Source organism: Actinoplanes sp. GCM10030250 (assembly GCF_042666575.1).
Lineage (GTDB): Bacteria > Actinomycetota > Actinomycetes > Mycobacteriales > Micromonosporaceae > Actinoplanes.
The window spans coordinates 11487-27026 of sequence record NZ_JBHTDO010000036.1; the positions used below are offsets into that span (position 1 = coordinate 11487).

Annotated in this window: 17 protein-coding genes; 10 read left to right on the forward strand and 7 right to left on the reverse strand. The window is 71.1% G+C overall.

The features are described 5' to 3' along the window. Nucleotides 1-110: 110 nt before the first annotated feature. The 4 genes from ACFQV6_RS34580 to ACFQV6_RS34595 form a co-directional block, all read right to left on the reverse strand. Nucleotides 111-1079 carry a helix-hairpin-helix domain-containing protein gene (locus ACFQV6_RS34580; protein WP_378031874.1) on the reverse strand — a complete coding sequence of 323 codons (969 nt, stop codon included), beginning with the start codon at nt 1077-1079 and terminating at the stop codon, nt 111-113. Between the two features lie 118 nt (nt 1080-1197). Further along, a complete protein-coding gene (locus ACFQV6_RS34585) occupies nt 1198-1416 on the reverse strand; it encodes a DUF2997 domain-containing protein (protein ID WP_378031875.1) in 219 nt (72 codons plus the stop codon). Continuing rightward, complete coding sequence (locus ACFQV6_RS34590) at nt 1413-1862, reverse strand: hypothetical protein (protein WP_378031876.1); 450 nt, start codon at nt 1860-1862, stop codon at nt 1413-1415. The genes ACFQV6_RS34585 and ACFQV6_RS34590 overlap by 4 nt, the downstream gene beginning before the upstream one ends. A 54-nt stretch (nt 1863-1916) precedes the next feature. Then, complete coding sequence (locus ACFQV6_RS34595) at nt 1917-3488, reverse strand: AAA family ATPase (RefSeq protein WP_378031877.1); 1572 nt, start codon at nt 3486-3488, stop codon at nt 1917-1919. Nucleotides 3489-3634: 146 nt separating this feature from the next. On the opposite strand from ACFQV6_RS34595, the gene ACFQV6_RS34600 reads away from it, so the two are divergent. From ACFQV6_RS34600 to ACFQV6_RS34620, 5 genes are read left to right on the forward strand one after another with little or no spacing between them, the layout of a single operon-like run. Further along, nucleotides 3635-4828 carry an FAD-dependent monooxygenase gene (locus ACFQV6_RS34600; RefSeq protein ID WP_378031878.1) on the forward strand — a complete coding sequence of 398 codons (1194 nt, stop codon included), beginning with the start codon at nt 3635-3637 and terminating at the stop codon, nt 4826-4828. 58 nt (nt 4829-4886) lie between these two features. Continuing rightward, nucleotides 4887-5849 carry an ABC transporter substrate-binding protein gene (locus ACFQV6_RS34605; protein ID WP_378031879.1) on the forward strand — a complete coding sequence of 321 codons (963 nt, stop codon included), beginning with the start codon at nt 4887-4889 and terminating at the stop codon, nt 5847-5849. Nucleotides 5850-5909: 60 nt separating this feature from the next. Next, complete coding sequence (locus tag ACFQV6_RS34610) at nt 5910-6098, forward strand: hypothetical protein (RefSeq protein ID WP_378031880.1); 189 nt, start codon at nt 5910-5912, stop codon at nt 6096-6098. 46 nt (nt 6099-6144) lie between these two features. Next, complete coding sequence (locus tag ACFQV6_RS34615) at nt 6145-6918, forward strand: cyclase family protein (RefSeq protein WP_378031881.1); 774 nt, start codon at nt 6145-6147, stop codon at nt 6916-6918. Continuing rightward, nucleotides 6918-8549: a thiamine pyrophosphate-binding protein gene (locus ACFQV6_RS34620; protein ID WP_378031882.1), complete on the forward strand. Its 1632-nt coding sequence runs from the start codon at nt 6918-6920 to the stop codon at nt 8547-8549. The genes ACFQV6_RS34615 and ACFQV6_RS34620 overlap by 1 nt, the downstream gene beginning before the upstream one ends. Here ACFQV6_RS34620 and ACFQV6_RS34625 read toward each other — a convergent pair. Then, the gene (locus tag ACFQV6_RS34625; protein ID WP_378031883.1) at nt 8491-9081 is read right to left on the reverse strand and encodes a putative immunity protein; all 591 of its coding nucleotides are present in this window, start codon (nt 9079-9081) and stop codon (nt 8491-8493) included. The two genes, ACFQV6_RS34620 and ACFQV6_RS34625, sit on opposite strands and share 59 nt — an antisense overlap. Before the next feature lie 42 nt (nt 9082-9123). Beyond that, nucleotides 9124-9591 carry a group II truncated hemoglobin gene (locus ACFQV6_RS34630; protein ID WP_378031884.1) on the reverse strand — a complete coding sequence of 156 codons (468 nt, stop codon included), beginning with the start codon at nt 9589-9591 and terminating at the stop codon, nt 9124-9126. A gap of 90 nt (nt 9592-9681) precedes the next feature. On the opposite strand from ACFQV6_RS34630, the gene ACFQV6_RS34635 reads away from it, so the two are divergent. Next, nucleotides 9682-10863: a zinc-dependent alcohol dehydrogenase gene (locus ACFQV6_RS34635; RefSeq protein ID WP_378031885.1), complete on the forward strand. Its 1182-nt coding sequence runs from the start codon at nt 9682-9684 to the stop codon at nt 10861-10863. On the opposite strand, the gene ACFQV6_RS34640 is transcribed toward ACFQV6_RS34635, so the two are convergent. Further along, a complete protein-coding gene (locus ACFQV6_RS34640) occupies nt 10853-11491 on the reverse strand; it encodes a ThuA domain-containing protein (protein WP_378031950.1) in 639 nt (212 codons plus the stop codon). The genes ACFQV6_RS34635 and ACFQV6_RS34640 overlap by 11 nt on opposite strands. Nucleotides 11492-11590: 99 nt before the next feature. Between ACFQV6_RS34640 and ACFQV6_RS34645 the strand changes: the two genes are divergently transcribed. From ACFQV6_RS34645 to ACFQV6_RS34660, 4 genes are all read left to right on the forward strand, one after another. Beyond that, nucleotides 11591-11932 carry a YciI family protein gene (locus ACFQV6_RS34645; RefSeq protein ID WP_378031886.1) on the forward strand — a complete coding sequence of 114 codons (342 nt, stop codon included), beginning with the start codon at nt 11591-11593 and terminating at the stop codon, nt 11930-11932. 47 nt (nt 11933-11979) lie between these two features. Then, nucleotides 11980-13179 (forward strand): RNA polymerase sigma factor, encoded by a 1200-nt coding sequence (locus ACFQV6_RS34650; RefSeq protein WP_378031951.1) that lies wholly within the window; start codon nt 11980-11982, stop codon nt 13177-13179. Between the two features lie 22 nt (nt 13180-13201). Beyond that, nucleotides 13202-13825 carry a class I SAM-dependent methyltransferase gene (locus ACFQV6_RS34655; RefSeq protein WP_378031887.1) on the forward strand — a complete coding sequence of 208 codons (624 nt, stop codon included), beginning with the start codon at nt 13202-13204 and terminating at the stop codon, nt 13823-13825. Between the two features lie 286 nt (nt 13826-14111). Next, the gene (locus tag ACFQV6_RS34660; protein ID WP_378031888.1) at nt 14112-15464 is read left to right on the forward strand and encodes an aromatic acid exporter family protein; all 1353 of its coding nucleotides are present in this window, start codon (nt 14112-14114) and stop codon (nt 15462-15464) included. Nucleotides 15465-15540: the final 76 nt, after the last annotated feature.

Consider the following 15540-nt stretch of genomic DNA (forward strand, 5'->3'; position numbering starts at 1 on the left):
CCCCGGGGGTGGGCAGAGGCACCGCCCCGGGGGTGGGCAGAGGCACCGCCCCGGGGGTGGGCAGAGGCACCGCCCCGGGGGTGGGCAGAGGCACCGCCCCGGCAGCGGGCTCAGACATCGACTATCCGGCCGAAGGGCGGTGGTTCCGTGCTGTCCGGAGGCGGCGGTGGCGGATCGCAGGAGAGCCGGTCCCGGACAGCGACGAACTCGTGTGGCGCGAGACCCGCGGCGGCGGCGAACTCGGTGAGGCTGCTGAAGCCGTTGCGGGCATTCCGGGCGGCCACGACGCGGGCGGCTCGTTCCGGGCCGATGCCGGGCAAAGCGGCGAGCTGCTCCTCACCAGCAGTGTTGACGTCGGTGCGGCCGGCGGACTGCGCCGTCGAGCCAGGGCCTGACGTCTCCGGGTACAGGTCAGGCGTCGCCGGGTACAGGTTGGCCGATCCCGCGCTGGGCGAGAGCGGATAGGCCGACGCCGGGGCGGGCGGCGAGGAAACGGCGGCCGGCGGATAGGCCGACGCCGGGGCCGGCGGCGAGGAAACGGCGGCCGGCGGATATCCGGGAGCGGCTGTCCGCGGGGGTGCCGGGTCACCGTAGAACTGCTGGGGCGGCGGGACCACGTCCTGCAGCTGCGGTGGCAGTGGCGTGGCTGCCGGAGCTGGTGCGCCGGCGTAGGGCACCGGCTGGGGCTGGGAATACCACGGGACGTGGCCGGCACGCCAGCGCAGCCAGGAGGCGTTGATGATGAAGGCGTGGACGACGCTGATCGGCCACAGGATGAACATGATCGTGTAGGCGACGTTCTGCCCGACAGAGTCTGCCGCTGCCTCGCTGCCGAAGAAGAAGCAGACGTTGGCGATGACGCTGTAGATGACGCCGGCGATGGCCCAGGACGGTCGTTTCGCGCGCACGCCGACATAGAGGAAGCCGGTGGCGGACAGGCAGCTGAAGGGCAGGATCGGAGCGACCACCCAGGCGCTGTGCATGATGCGCCACGAGAGCCGGGCCGGGCCTGTCGGTTTCGGTGCCGGCTGCCCCGGCCGGGCGTGGTGGGCCGACTGGACTCCGTGAGCGTTACGCATCCCGGGGTCCGGGAACGGCGGCAGACCCGACGTGGGCGCCGGAAACGGCGGCATGCCTGAACTCGGAAACGGGGGTGGGGCTTGAGTGGGCGGCAGATAAGGCTGAGGCCGGCCTCTCTCAGGCGGGGTCCACGTCACGATTCACATTCCGATCCTGCACGGTGCGGGTCTCGCGGGTGAAGTCGGAGGTATACGCGCTGTCGCGCACCTCGCCACCGATCAAATCCTCCAGCACGGCGATGTAGTCCAGGCAGTGGTCGCCGACGATGTCGACGGTCTCGGCGCGGACCTGGCCGTCGGCGCCGATGGTGACGACGATGCGGGGCCGGTCGGTCATGCCCGCTCCCGCTCGACCTCGAAGACCAGGCGCACGCTGGCGTCCTGCTCGACCGACTCGGACTCCAGGCGCAGGCCGGCAGCGGGTGCCTGATCCCGCAGCCGCTCCAGCACGGCCTGCTGGACGCGCCGTCCGTAGGCCGCGTCGACGCCTGTCATCAGCTCGACCGCACCGGCCTGGTCGACACCGGTGACGTGGGCGGCCCAGATGCCGTCAGCGTCGCGGGTGAACGTCGCCGTGCTCTCGGCCCAGGCGGCGGTCAGCGAGTCGCCGCTGGTGGTCACCGTCGCGCCGGTGTCGCGCAGGGCGGCCTCGAGCAGCGTCACGTCGCGCATGCGGGTCTGCACCTGGCAGATCAGCTGACCGTCGGACTTGCGCTCGGCAGCGGCCTGGACGGCGGCCGCCCCGGCCAGCGCCAACGGCACCAATAGCAGTGAGACACTCACCGTGCACCCCCGTTCGCCTGCAGTGCGCACACTTTAGCGGTCCCCACCGACACTTCACCTTCCCGCGGGCCCGGGGCGGTTGCTGAGGTCCCAGTCGTCGGTGGCCTTGGCCGAGACCGCGCGGTTGCGGGCCCAGCCGCGCAGGGCGTCGATGCGCTCGGCCTGGGTGACGCTGAGCGGCACGATACTCATCACGGCACGGATGAGGTCGTCGCGGCGCAGCGGGCGGCGTTCGGAGAAGGCGTCGAACAGGCCGACGACGACGGCCTGTTCGATCTCGGCGCCGGAGTAGCCCTCGGTCAGGCCCGCGAGTTCGTCGAGGAGCTCGGTGTCGACCGGCAGCTCGCCCGCGGCCAGGCGGTGCCGCAGCGCCCGGGTGAGGTGGACGCGCCACACGGCGATCCGCTCGGCCCGGCTCGGCAGATCGACGAAGAAGGTCTCGTCGAAGCGCCCCTTGCGCAGCAGTTCGGGCGGCAGGCCGTCGAAGTCGTTGGCGGTCGCGATCACGAAGACCGGATGCTGTTTCTCCTGCATCCAGGTGAGGAACGTTCCGAAGACCCGGGCTCCGGTGCCGGAGTCACCGGCGGCGCCGCCCGCGAAGCCCTTCTCGATCTCGTCGACCCACAGCACACAGGGTGCGACCGCCTCAGCCGTACGCAGGGCGGTGCGCATGTTGTGCTCACTGGAGCCGACCAGCCCGGAGAAGACCCGCCCGATGTCGAAGCGCAGCAGCGGCAGGTTCCACGCGGTGGCGACCGCCTTCGCCGTCAGCGATTTACCGCAGCCGGGCACGCCGGTGATCAGCACGCCGCGCGGTGCCGGCAGCCCGTATTCGGCGGCCTCGTCCAGCCACGATCCGTTGCGCTTGACCAGCCAGGCCTTGAGGTTCTCCAGCCCTCCGACGTCGTCGAGGACTGTCTCGTCCATCAGAAATTCAAGAACGCCGGACTTTCGTACGGTCTGCCGCTTCTCGTCATGAACGATCTCGAGGTCGGCGATGTCGAGCACGGTGTCGTTCACCATCGCCCGGGCGTACGCGTTCTCGGCCTCCTGCATGGTCAGCCCGGCCGCCGCCGTGACGAACCGGTCCCGCCCCGCCTCGTCGAGCGCCACCCGCAGCCGCCCGGACGCGGAGTTGCCCCGCACCATGGCGTCGAGCAGTCCGCGCAGCTCCGCCGGGCCGGGCAGCGGGAAGTCGACGATCGTGACGTCCTTGTTGAGCTCGGGCGGCAGCTCGAGAACCGGGGAGAGCAGCACGAGCGTGCGCGGGCTCCGGCCGGCGCGGAAGGCCTGGGCGATGTCGCGGACGAGCCGGACCACCTCGGCGTTCTGGGCGAAGAGCGGGTGCAGGTCCCGGAAGACGAAGACGGCCGGTTCGTCGACGCGCTGCACCGCCTTGAGGGCGTCGGTGGCTCGCTGGCCACCGGAGCGGGTTTCGCCGTCCGGCTGGACGAGGCCGCCGGTGAGCGACCAGGTCCAGACGGCGCGGGGCACCCGGACCAGCTCGGCGCTCGCCGCGATGCCGGCGAGGTGGTGCAGTGCCCGCTGCTCCTCGTAGGTCTCGAGGTAGAGCACCGGGAACCTGGCCTTCAACAACTGCGCGAACGTCTCCGCGAACGACCTCACCACGCCCCACCTCCCGGTGCAGCGTACGGCCCAGCGGCACCCGCACAGCCCACCGCCGCGCGCCGGGGAGCTCACACCCGTACGGCTGCTTGGGAAGTGTCCGCAACCCGGCAGCGAGGCCGCGCCGCCGCGGGAAAGATCGAGCCATGACTTCGGTCGCGGTGATCGGCGGGGGAATCGGTGGCCTGACAGCGGCGGCGTGCCTGCTCCAGGCCGGGCTGGACGTTCACGTATACGAGCAGGCATCCCGATTATCCGAGGTGGGCGCCGGCGTGCAGGTCAGCCCGAACGCCTCCCGCATCCTGCACCGGCTCGGCCTCGCCGGCCCACTCGCCGCCACCGGCGTCAAGCCCCTGGCCTGGCACCAGCGCAGATGGGACAACGGCCGCACGCTGCTGAGGGCCCCGCTCGCCGAGGCCCTGGAGGCCACTTACGGCTACCCGCACTACCAGATGCACCGCGCCGACCTGCTCGACGCCCTCGTCGGTGCCCTCCCGCCAGAAAGGATCCATCTCGGACATCGCGTCGTCGGGCTCACCGACGGCGGCGACGATGTCGACGTCCGGTTCGCCGGTGGGCAGCGGGTCCGAGCCGGCGTGGTGGTCGGCGCCGACGGGATCCACTCAGCGGTGCGGCAGGCCCTGTTCGGCGCTGACCAGGCGCATTTCACCGGCTGCGTCGCCTACCGCGGTGTCGTTCCGGCGGAGCGGCTGGGCCACCTCGGACTCGAGGTGACCGCGCAGATCTGGCTGGGTCCTGGCCGGCACTTCGTGCACTACTTCATCAGTGCCCGGCGGCTGATCAATTTCGTCGCCGTCATCGAGCAGGACGAGTGGACGCGCGAGTCGTGGACCGACCGTGGCGACGTCGGTGACGCGCTGGCCGCCTACGCCGGGTGGCATCCGCAGGTGCGGCAGATCATCGGTGCGGCGGACGAGACGTTCCGGTGGGCGCTGTTCGACCGGCCGCCGCTGCCGCGCTGGTCGCGGGGGCGGGTGACGCTGCTCGGCGACGCGGCGCACGCCATGCTGCCGTTCATGGCGCAGGGTGCCGCGCAGGCGATCGAGGACGGGGCCACGCTGAGTGCGTGCCTGCGGCAATTGCCGCCGGTTGCGGCGTTGCGCCGCTATGAGGAGGTACGCCTGCCGCGCACCTCTCGACTCCAGGAGATGTCGGCCGGCAACAAGACCCGGTTCCACCTGCCGGACGGTGACGCTCAGGCCGAACGGGACAGTCAGATGGCCGAGGGCTCCCGTTCCTGGTCGTTCAACGCGCTCGGCTGGCTCTACGAGCACGACGCGGGCGAAACGAGCTTGACCGCTCACGGTTCGCGTACTTAGGTTTCGGGGAGAACTCTATATCGATCTTGATGGATATCGGTCTTTGGATGGAGTCCCGATGCGACGTCGCCCCATCGTTGCGGCCCTCGCCGCAGCCGCACTCGCCCTGGCCGCTTGCGGCAGCTCGGGGGACGACCCGGCGCCCGGCGCCTCCGGTGCGCTCCAGAAGGTCGACGTCGGTGTGATCGCGATCGTCGACGTCGCGCCGATCTATCTCGGCCAGGCGAAGGGCTTCTTCCGCTCCCGCGGCATCGACCTGACGCTCACCACCGCGCAGGGCGGTGCGGCGATCGTGCCGGGAGTGCTGAGCGGGCAGTTCCAGTTCGGGTTCAGCAACGCGATCTCGTTGCTGCTGGCACAGAGCCAGAAGGTGCCGATCAAGGCGGTCGTCAACGGCAACAACTCGACGGGTGTCGCCGACGCTGACTTCGGTGCCCTGTTCGTCAAGGCGGACAGCCCGGTCAAATCGCCGAAGGACCTGGCCGGCAAGACGGTCGCGGCGAACACGCTGAAGAACATCGTCGAGACGACGGTGAAGGCCTCGGTGAAGAAGGACGGCGGCGACGCCAAGGCGGTCAAGTTCACTGAGCTCGCCTTCCCGGACCAGGTGCCGGCGCTGCAGGCCGGGCAGGTGGACGCCATCTTCGTGGTCGAGCCGTTCCAGCAGGCGGCGATCGCGGCGGGTGCCCGCAGGATCGCCTCGCCCTACGTGGACGCGGCACCCGACCTGACCGTCGCCCTGTACTTCACCTCGCAGCAACTGCTGGCCAGCGACTCCGGTCTGGTCAGCCGGTTCACCGAGGCGATGAAGGAGTCGCTCACCTACGCCGACGGGCACCCCGAGGAGGTGCGTCAGGCACTCGGCACGTACACGAAGATCCCGCCGGAGACGCGGGACGCGCTGATCCTGCCCCGGTGGCCGGCCGAGGTGAACACGGCCTCGATCGAGGCGCTCGGGAAGCTCGCCGTCGAGGACGGGCTGCTGAGTCAGCAACCGGACGTAGCCGCATTGCTGCCCTGAGTGTGTGGTTGCTGTTCAATACTGTGAACGCACACCGAGTTCTGCGGTAAGGAGTTGAGGATGACAGGTCCCGGGCGCATCGCCTACTTCGTCGTCCTCGTGCTCATCGCCGTCCTCGGGTTCTCCGTCCGGGTCGATCTCTGGCTGAGCGTCACCGTGGCCGCCGTCGCCATGGTCTCGGTGTCGCTGTTCGAGACGCTGCTGTCGCGGCGCCGCGACGATCACGCGGGGACACCGAGTTCGTCGTGACGGCGCTGAAGACGCCGGGCCACCCGCGGCCCTAAGCTCGGGCGGCATGAGCATCCTGCAGGCACTCGTCTCCGGCGTCGGCAGCGGCGCGATCGAAGTGGTCGAACTGACCGCGCCGCTGTCCAGCGGCACCCCGATCCTGAAGCTGCCGGAACCGTTCGCCAACACGATCACTTTCAGCCTCGAGGAGATCAGCCGGTACGACGACCGCGGCCCCGCCTGGTACTGGAACAACATCCACACCGGCGAGCACACCGGCACCCACTTCGACGCACCCGTCCATTGGGTCACCGGCCGCGACGGTGACGACGTGTCCCAGGTGCCGCTGCGCCGGCTGATCGCACCGGCAGTCGTCATCGACGTCGCCGACCGGGTCGCCGCCGATCCCGACTTCCTGCTGGAGGTCGAGCACATCCGCGAGTGGGAGAAGACGAACGGGCCGCTGCCCGACGGCGGGTGGCTGCTCCTGCGTACCGGATGGGACTCCCGTTCCGACGACCAGGAGGCGTTCCTCAACGCCGACGAGACCGGCCCGCACACCCCCGGTGTCTCCGTCGAGGCCGCGAAGTGGCTGGCCGAGGAGGCGCCGGTGATCGGGATCGGGGTGGAGACCGTCGGCACCGATGCGGGGGCCGCGCACTCCTTCGACCCGCCGTTCCCCTGCCACTCCTACCTGCTGGGCGCCGGCAAGTACGGGCTCACCCAGCTGCGGAACCTGCGGCAGCTGCCGCCGACCGGAGCTGTCGTCATCGCCGCGCCGCTGCCCATCGTCGGCGGCTCCGGCAGCCCGGCGCGGGTGCTGGCCCTGGTCGAGCGCTGATGAACGTCGCGGAGGTGGTCGGCGCCACCCTCGCGGGCCTGGGCGCCGACCACGTCTTCGGTGTGGTCGGCAGTGGCAACTTCCACGTCACCAACGCGCTCGTCGCGCACGGGGCGCGGTTCGTCGCCACCCGGCACGAGGGCGGCGCGGCCACCGCCGCCGACGCGTACGCGCGGGTCAGCGGCAAGGCCGGCGTGGTCACGGTGCACCAGGGCTGCGGGCTCACCAACGCGATGACCGGGATCGCGGAGGCGGCGAAGTCCCGTACCCCGATGATCGTGCTCGCCGCCGAGCCGGCAGCGACCGCCCTGCGCTCCAACTTCCGGGTCGATCAGGACGCCCTGGCCCGCGCGGTCGGCGCGCACAGCGACCGGGTGCACGGCCCGGACACCGCTGTCGCCGACACCGTTCGCGCGTGGCGCCTGGCGGTGGGGGAGCGGCGCACCGTCGTCCTCAACCTGCCCCTGGACGTGCAGGCCGCCCCCGCTTCGCTCACCGATCCGCCGGCCGTGCCCGTCGTGCAGCCGCCCCGCGCCTCCGACCAGGCGGTGGCGGACCTCGCCGCCCTGCTCGCCCGCGCCGAACGACCGGTTTTCATCGCCGGGCGCGGCGCGACAAGAGCCCGCGCCGAGCTGGAGGCACTGGCGTCGGCCTGCGGCGCGCTGCTGGCGACCTCGGCGGCGGCGAAGGGCCTGTTCGCCGGCAACGACTGGAACCTCGACGTCTCCGGCGGTTTCGCCACCCCGCTCGCGGCCGAACTGATCACTGCCGCCGACGTGGTGGTGGCCTGGGGCGCCGCGCTGAACATGTGGACCAGCCGGCACGGTGCGCTGATCGCCGTCGGCGCGACAGTGGCGCAGATCGATCTCGATCCGGCCGCCATCGGCGCCCATCACCGCGTCGACCTGGGCATCGTGGGCGATGTGGCGCAGAGCGCCCGGGCCGTGGCGGCCTCGCTGCCGGGTGCCACGAGCGGTTACCGCACAGATGACGTACGCCTACGTGTCGCCGCCGCCGGACGGTGGCGTGACGTCGGTTTCGCGGACGACGGCGACGCCACCCACATCGATCCGCGTACGGCCAGCATCGCCCTCGACGACCTGCTGCCCGCCGAACGGGTGATCGCCGTCGACTCCGGCAACTTCATGGGCTACCCGTCGATGTTCCTGTCCGTTCCGGACCACCGTGGCTTCTGCTTCACCCAGGCGTTCCAGTCGGTCGGCCTGGGCCTGGCCAGCGCCCTCGGAGCGGCCCTGGCCCGCCCCGACCGCCTGCCGGTCGCTGCCTGCGGCGACGGCGGATTCCTGATGGGTATCTCCGAGCTGGAGACCATCCGCCGGCTCGGCCTGGGCATGCTCATCGTGATCTACAACGACGACGCGTACGGCGCCGAGGTGCACCACTTCGGCCCGCACGGTCACCCGCTGTCCACCGTGGTCTTCCCCAGCACCGACCTCGCCGCGATCGCCCGCGGCTACGGCTGTGCGGCAGTCACCGTGCGCACCCCGGCCGACCTGGCTTCGGTCGCGGCTTGGGTGGCCGGTCCGCGTGACGTCCCGATGGTCGTCGACCTCAAGGTGGCGGCGGGACGGCCGTCCTGGTGGCTGGAGGAGGCTTTCCGCGGGCACTGACGTCCAGCATCCGCAGCAGCTCTCCCATCCGGCCGCGGCCACCCGGGGCGTTCGGGTAGCGCGACAGGACACTCACGACGACGGGGCCGGCCAGATCGTGCGCCTTCGCGATGTAGTCGGCACCCACCCGCGGATCGTCGCCGGCGTCAATTTCGAAGGCGCGCGCCGCGTACGCCGCCGGGCCCAGGATGTGCAGGACCTGCGTCGCTTTCGCCAGCGGGTGCAGGTACGCGGCACTGGCCGCACCGACAGCAGCCCGGGCCGCGTCACTGGCGGCTGCCTGCCCGGCATCGCGGGTCTCCTGCGCCGCCCGGTTCGCCGCCCACGCGGTGTCACGGATCAACTTCGTGCGCGCGGCACCCTCCGCGAACGCCCTCGCGGCGTCGACAGCGGCTCGCGGGCGGTCATCGCCGGGGCGTACGCGTTCGAAGATCGCCAGCACGGGTTCCGCGCAGGCCACGGCATAGGCAGTGACCTCGCGCAGTTCCGCCGTGCTCAGCTCGATAGTCAGGTCCGCACCGGCCGCCGTCATAGGCTGAACCGTATCGTTGAACCGCCGGTTTGAAGTTGGGCCTCAGCCGAGGTAGGGCGGAGCGACGCCCCAGCCCCAGTGCGGCACCGGCGCCCGGCGTGGCGGCGACGCCCCCGGCTGCGAGTTGGCGAGCGCAAGACGCGTACCCCATTCGATGTAGCCCATGAAGGCCGCCCGGAACTCCGGATCGTCCGGCAGCCCCACCTCGTCGGCGGCATCCGCCAGCAGGTTCACCCACCGCCGCCGCTGCGCCTCGGTGATCGCCTTACCGAGGTGGTGCCCGAGCATGTGCGCATAGCCACCCCGCTCCTCGCTGTAGCGGGCGGGCCCGCCGAACACCTCACCGAGCCACATCGCCACATACCGCGGATGGTCACCGTCCATGTGGGCGAAGAGCGGCCCGACCACGTCGTCGGCCACCACCTTCTCGTAGAACCGCTCGGTGAGCCGCTCGAAGGCTTCGGCGCCACCGGCCCACTCGTACAGGCTGGGGATGTTCTCGACCGTCATACGTCCACCTTAGACGAACGAAGTAAGTTTGTAATCACGTAATAAACCCGGCCGACGATTGATCATCGCTGTGCGGGGCAACCCCCGTACATGCGAGCTTTGACATGGCAGGGTACGGCGAAGGTCTCCGTCGAAACCGTCCCCGACCCCACGATTCAAGAACCCACCGACGCCGTCGTGCGGATCACCTCGACCGCCATCTGCGGCTCCGACCTGCACCTCTACGACGTGCTGGGGATGTACATCGACTCCGGCGACATCCTCGGCCACGAGCCGATGGGCATCGTCGAGGCGGTCGGCGCCGAGGTCACCCACATCAAGCCGGGCGACCGCGTGGTCATCCCGTTCAACATCTCCTGCGGGCACTGCTGGATGTGCAAGCGCGGCTTCTACGCCCAGTGCGAGACCACCCAGAACACCGACCAGGGCAAGGGCGCCTCCCTGTTCGGCTACACCAAGCTGTACGGCCAGGTGCCCGGCGGTCAGGCCGAGTTCCTGCGCGTGCCGCAGGCCCAGTTCGGCCCGATCAAGGTGCCCGACCACCACCCCGACGAGCGGTTCCTGTTCCTCTCCGACGTGCTCACCACCTCGTGGCAGGCCGCCAAGTACGCCGACATCAAGCCCGGCGACACCGTGTTCGTCACCGGCCTGGGCCCGATCGGGCAGATGTGCGCCCGCATCGCCCGCCACCTCGGCGCCGAGCGGGTCATCGCCTCCGACAACGTGCCCGAGCGGCTCGCCATGGCGCAGCGGCACGGTATCGAGACGCTCGACACCGGCAGCATCGACGTACCCGCCGCCGTGTTCGACATGACCAACGGCCGGGGCGCGGACAGCGTCATCGAGTCCGTCGGCATGGAGGCGCACGGCTCGCCGATCCAGTCCGCCGCGGTCAAGGCCGCCGGGATGCTGCCCGACCCGCTCGCCCGCAAGGCCGTCGACACCTTCGGCATCGACCGGATGGCCGCGCTGAACACGGCCTTCGCGGCGGTGCGCCGGGCCGGCACGGTCTCGATCATCGGTGTGTACGGCGGTCAGGCCGACCCGATCCCGATGATGGACCTGTTCGACAAGGGTGTGACGCTGCGGATGGGCCAGGCCCACGTGAAGCGCTGGGTCGACGAGATCATGCCGCTGCTCACCGGCGACGACGACCCGCTCGGCGTGGACGACCTGGTCACGCACCGGCTGCCGCTCGAGGAGGCGCCGCACGCGTACGAGATCTTCAAGCACAAGCAGGACGGCTGCATCAAGGTGGTCCTCAAGCCCTGACGGCCGCCCAGCGCAGGCCGCGCTCGGTGATGGTCCGGACCTGGGGGACGGCCAGGTCGTCCGGACCGTGACCGAGCGTCGAGACGAACACCCGCCCCTGCCCGAAGCGACGCACCCAGACCACCGGTATCACGGCGCCCGCCGTCTCCGGAGCGCCGTGGTCGCCGGTGAACGTCGTGGTGGCCAGCACCTCGAGGGTGGGATCGGTGTGGCAGAAGTACTGCTCGGTGTGCACGCTGAAGCCGCCGACACCGGACACGATCGGATGCTCGGCGACGATGTCGACGTCGTAGTCCACGAAGCCACCGGGATGGCAGACGAACCGGCCCCCGACCATGAACTGATATCTGGCGGCCTCGAAACCGGTGGCCACGATACCGCCGTGCCAACCCGCGAAGCCGGCACCTGTGCGGACCCGTTCGACCAGGTTGTGCTCCTGCTCCGCGGTGAGCCTGCCGCCGGTCCAGCACTGCACGATCAGGTCCGCGCGAGCCAGGGCGCTCGCATCCTCGTACACCTCAAGGGTCTCGAAGGTCTGCACCTCGAAACCGGAGTCACGCAGCCCGTCCAGGAACATCTCGGTGCATGCGACCGGTTCGTGTCCCGCCCAGCCACCTCTGACAACCATTGCTCTCACGCTGCGATCCTAGGGTGTCGATCAGAGAGCGGCTCGTTCGTCGGTTGAGTGAACGGGCCACACAGGCCCCGGACGAAACGGACGCACACCATGGCCAAGTACATGCTCCTCATCCACGGCGACGAGCAGCGATGGGCGACGATGACGCCCGAGGAGATCGCGCGGCGCGACGCCGGCCACCGGGACTTCGTTGCGGGTGCCGGCGGCGCGATCGTCGAGGGCAACCGCCTCCAGGACGCCGACAACACCACCACGCTGCGCGGGACCACCATCACCGACGGGGCTTTCCTGGAGACCAAGGAGGTGCTCGGCGGCTACTACGTCGTCGAGGCACCCGACCTGGACGCGGCCATCGCGATGGCCCGCAAGCTGCCGGAACTGGCGTGGGACTACAACGCCGTGGAGGTCCGCCCGGTCTGGGAGATGAGCTGAACGTCAGCGAGGCCGTCGCCGACGCGTACCGCCGGGAGTGGGCCGCTGTGCTCGCCTCGACGGTGCGCGTCGCCCGGGACCTCGACCTCGCGGAGGAGTGCGCGCAGGACGCGTACGCCCAGGCACTGCGGGTCTGGCCGCGCGACGGCGTTCCCGAACGTCCCGGCGCGTGGCTCACCACCGTCGCCCGCAACCGGGCCCGCGACCTGATCCGCCGGGAGTCGGTGCTGCGGCGCTCCCTGCCGCTGCTCGTGGTCGACGACGCGCAACCGGGCCCGGACGAGACGGACGGCCCGCCGGCCGTCGACGACGACCGGCTGCGGCTGATCTTCACCTGCTGCCATCCGGCGCTGGCCCACGAGGCGCAGGTGGCGCTCACCCTGCGCCTGCTGTGCGGGCTGTCGACGGCCGAGGTCGCTCGCGCCTTCCTGGTGCGCGAGTCCACCATGGCCGCCCGGATCACCCGGGCCAAGAAGAAGATCAGCGCGGCCCGCATCCCCTATCGGGTGCCGGACGACCTTCCGGAACGGGTCGGTGCCGTCCTCGACGTCGTGCACCTGGTCTTCACCACCGGGCACACCGCACCCGGCGGCACCGATCTGATGCGCCGGGATCTGATCGACGCGGCCATCGAACTCGGCCGGGTGCTGCACCTGCTGCTGCCCTCGAACTCCGAGGTCAGCGGCCTGCTCGCGCTGATGCTGCTGATCGACGCCCGCCATCGGGCCCGCGCCCACGACGACGGGCGGCTCGTGCTGCTCGCCGACCAGGACCGCACCCTCTGGGACCGCGCGCTGATCGAGGAGGGCATCGCGTTGCTGGTCGAGGCACTGCGGCCGGCGCCGGGCCGGTATGCGGTCCAGGCCGCGATCGCCGCCGTGCACGCCGAGGCGCCGGCCTGGGCGGACACCGACTGGACCGAGATCACCGCCCGCTACGACGTGCTCCGGACACTCTGGCCGTCACCGGTCGTCGAACTCAACCGCGCGGTCGCGGTGGGCATGCGCGACGGTCCGGCGGCCGGCCTCGCGGCTTTGCAGCCGCTTCTCGCGGAACCTGCCCTGGCGGGCTACGGCTATCTCAGCGCGGCCCGGGCGGATTTCCTGCGGCAGGCGGGTCGCTGGGCAGAGGCACTGCAGATGTACGAGGAAGCACTGCTCCTGACCGGCAACGGCGCTGAGCGAGCGTTCCTGTCGGGGCGGCTCGACGAGGTCCGCGGCCACCTGGATCGATCCCGCCCGGATTGACCTGGCCTGGAAAACTGAAGTCGTGGACGAAGCACCGCGGACAACCAAGGCTCGCCAGGTCTGGGATCAGGCCGCGCCCGGTTACGACCGGCAGATCGCGTTCCTGGAGCGGCACTGGTTCACCGGTGGGCGGGAGTGGCTCGGCGCCCGTGCGACCGGCCGGATCCTCGACGTGGGTGCGGGCACCGGCCGCAACCTTCCGCACTATCCGGCCGGGGCGGCGATCACCGGCATCGACCTCAGCCCGGCCATGCTCGCCCACGCGCGCCGCCGCGCCGCGGATCTCGGGCTCGCCGCCGACCTGCGCGAGGGCGACGCCGAGCACCTGCCGTTCGCCGACGGGTCGTTCGACACCGTGGTGTGCGCGCTGTCGCTCTGCACGATCCCGGACCCGCGGGCCGCCCTCGCCGAGATGCGCCGCGTGCTGGTTCCGGGCGGCCGCCTGCTGCTGCTCGACCACATCCGGAGCAGCTGGCCGCCGGTTCACGCCGTGCAGTGGCTGCTGGAGCGGATCACCGTGCCTACGGCGGGGGAGCACTTCACCCGCCGTCAGTTGCCGCTGGTCCGGGAGGCGGGGTTCGACGTGGTCGAGACGGAGCGGCTCAAGGCCGGCAGCATCGAGCGTGTGCACGCCGTTCGGCCGTGATCCGGAGGGTGGCGACGGCCGCGCGTGCGTGCGTGCCGTTCGGCCGCGCGTGCACGCCGTTCGGCCGCGCGGGCGTGCCGTTCGGCCGTAATCCGGGAGGGTGGCGACGGGCGTCACATGCAGCGCTTGCAGGCCGTTCGCCGGTAATCCGAGAGGGTTGCGACGACCGCCACATTTTTCCTGAATAAGACTTTTCGTAGTTCGGCCGACGTAGTTTTTGTCCGGATACCGATGTATTTATGTCGACGCCCAGACATCCACTGACGCCGAAAGAGAAAGCGCCACCTTGCTCCAGTCGCTCGCCGCCCTCGCCCGGTTCGCCGATCCGATCACCCTCGTCGCCGTGGGTCTCGTGCTCTGCGCGGCCCTCGCCGCACTGCTGCGCCGCAAGGTCCGGCCCGCTGTCGGCGCCGCCTGCACGGTCGTGGTGACCCGGTTCCGGCCGCACCTGCCCGCCCCGCTGCGGCGGGTGGCCCGCTGGTGCCGCGCCCGGATCGACGCGGCCATCCTCCGCACGATGCTGGTCAGCGGTGTCGCGGCCGGCATCGCCTGGATGGCGGCCGAGACACTCGGGCTGATCGGCCCGGTGACCGCGGCGATCTCGGCGACCCTGTCGGTGCAGATGAGCTCGCACGCCTCACTGCGCGAGGGCACCCAGCGCCTGATCGGCACCCTCGCCGGCATCGCCGTCGCGGTCGGCGTGTGGCAGCTGTTCGGCCTCACCCCGTGGTCGATCGCGGTCATCGCCGGGTGCGGGCTCGCCGTCGGCCGGCTGCTGCGCCTCGGTGACGGCTCCGTCGCCGTACCGGCCACCTCGCTGGGCATCCTCGTCGCCGGCAGCCACGTCACCGAGGCCTTCGTGTGGCAGCGCGTCGCGACGACAACCCTGGGCATCGTCGTCGGCGTGATCCTGTCACCGCTCGTCGGCGGCAAGAGCCCTCTCGAACACGCCCGCGAGACGCTCGCCCACCTCTCGGCCGAGATCGCCCGCCTGCTCGCCGACCTCGGCGCCGGAGCCCGCGACGGCTACACCCAGGCCCAGGCGGCCGAGTGGCTGGCCCGCTCCCGCGAGTTGGACGAGGACCGCAGCGATGCCGGCACCGCCGTCGAGGAGCTCTCCAAGCAGGCACGCTGGTCCCTGACCACCCCGGTCGCCCAGGTGCTGCCCCTGCAACAGACGCTGCGAGCCCTCGACCACGGCGTACACCAGGTGAACTCGGTGGCCCGCTCGATGTTCGACGCCGCCGCCACCCCGCACACCGCCGACGTGCCCGAGCAGATCGGTCAGGTCCTGATGGCCGCCTCGGACGCCTTCACCGCACACGCCGACCTGGTGGCGGACTCGCACGGCGGCGCCCCGCACGACGCCAGTCACCTCACCGGGCTGCTCGACGGACTCCGCGAGGAGCGGCGCCGGACCCTGCGAACGGTACGCACCGAGCTCGACGACACCGCTGTGCTCGTACTGACCGGCTCGATCATCACTGATGTGGACCGGATGGCCGGGTCGCTCGAGCGGTCGGCGCCGGCCCTCGCTGTCGGTGACTGGACGCCGGAGCCGGGGATTCCCGCGGTGTCCGAGGTGCTGCCCGCCGTACGGCGCATGTGGGACAAACGACGCGACAAGATCGCCGCCTGATCCCTGGCCGTTCCCGCCCGTGGCCGTTCCCGCCCGTGGCCGCTCCTGCCCGTGGCCGCTCCTGCCCGTGGCCGCT

Excerpts from the sequence above, each read along its gene's own strand:
- ACFQV6_RS34630 (WP_378031884.1), bottom strand. The coding sequence starts at position 9,591 with ATGACGGTCGAGAACATCCCCAGCCTGTACGAGTGGGCCGGTGGCGCC.
- ACFQV6_RS34620 (WP_378031882.1), top strand. The coding sequence starts at position 6,918 with ATGAACGTCGCGGAGGTGGTCGGCGCCACCCTCGCGGGCCTGGGCGCC.
- ACFQV6_RS34605 (WP_378031879.1), top strand. The coding sequence starts at position 4,887 with ATGCGACGTCGCCCCATCGTTGCGGCCCTCGCCGCAGCCGCACTCGCC.
- ACFQV6_RS34600 (WP_378031878.1), top strand. The coding sequence starts at position 3,635 with ATGACTTCGGTCGCGGTGATCGGCGGGGGAATCGGTGGCCTGACAGCG.
- ACFQV6_RS34610 (WP_378031880.1), top strand. The coding sequence starts at position 5,910 with ATGACAGGTCCCGGGCGCATCGCCTACTTCGTCGTCCTCGTGCTCATC.
- ACFQV6_RS34585 (WP_378031875.1), bottom strand. The coding sequence starts at position 1,416 with ATGACCGACCGGCCCCGCATCGTCGTCACCATCGGCGCCGACGGCCAG.
- ACFQV6_RS34635 (WP_378031885.1), top strand. The coding sequence starts at position 9,682 with ATGCGAGCTTTGACATGGCAGGGTACGGCGAAGGTCTCCGTCGAAACC.
- ACFQV6_RS34645 (WP_378031886.1), top strand. The coding sequence starts at position 11,591 with ATGGCCAAGTACATGCTCCTCATCCACGGCGACGAGCAGCGATGGGCG.
- ACFQV6_RS34640 (WP_378031950.1), bottom strand. The coding sequence starts at position 11,491 with ATGGTTGTCAGAGGTGGCTGGGCGGGACACGAACCGGTCGCATGCACC.
- ACFQV6_RS34615 (WP_378031881.1), top strand. The coding sequence starts at position 6,145 with ATGAGCATCCTGCAGGCACTCGTCTCCGGCGTCGGCAGCGGCGCGATC.
- ACFQV6_RS34580 (WP_378031874.1), bottom strand. The coding sequence starts at position 1,079 with ATGCGTAACGCTCACGGAGTCCAGTCGGCCCACCACGCCCGGCCGGGG.
- ACFQV6_RS34625 (WP_378031883.1), bottom strand. The coding sequence starts at position 9,081 with ATGACGGCGGCCGGTGCGGACCTGACTATCGAGCTGAGCACGGCGGAA.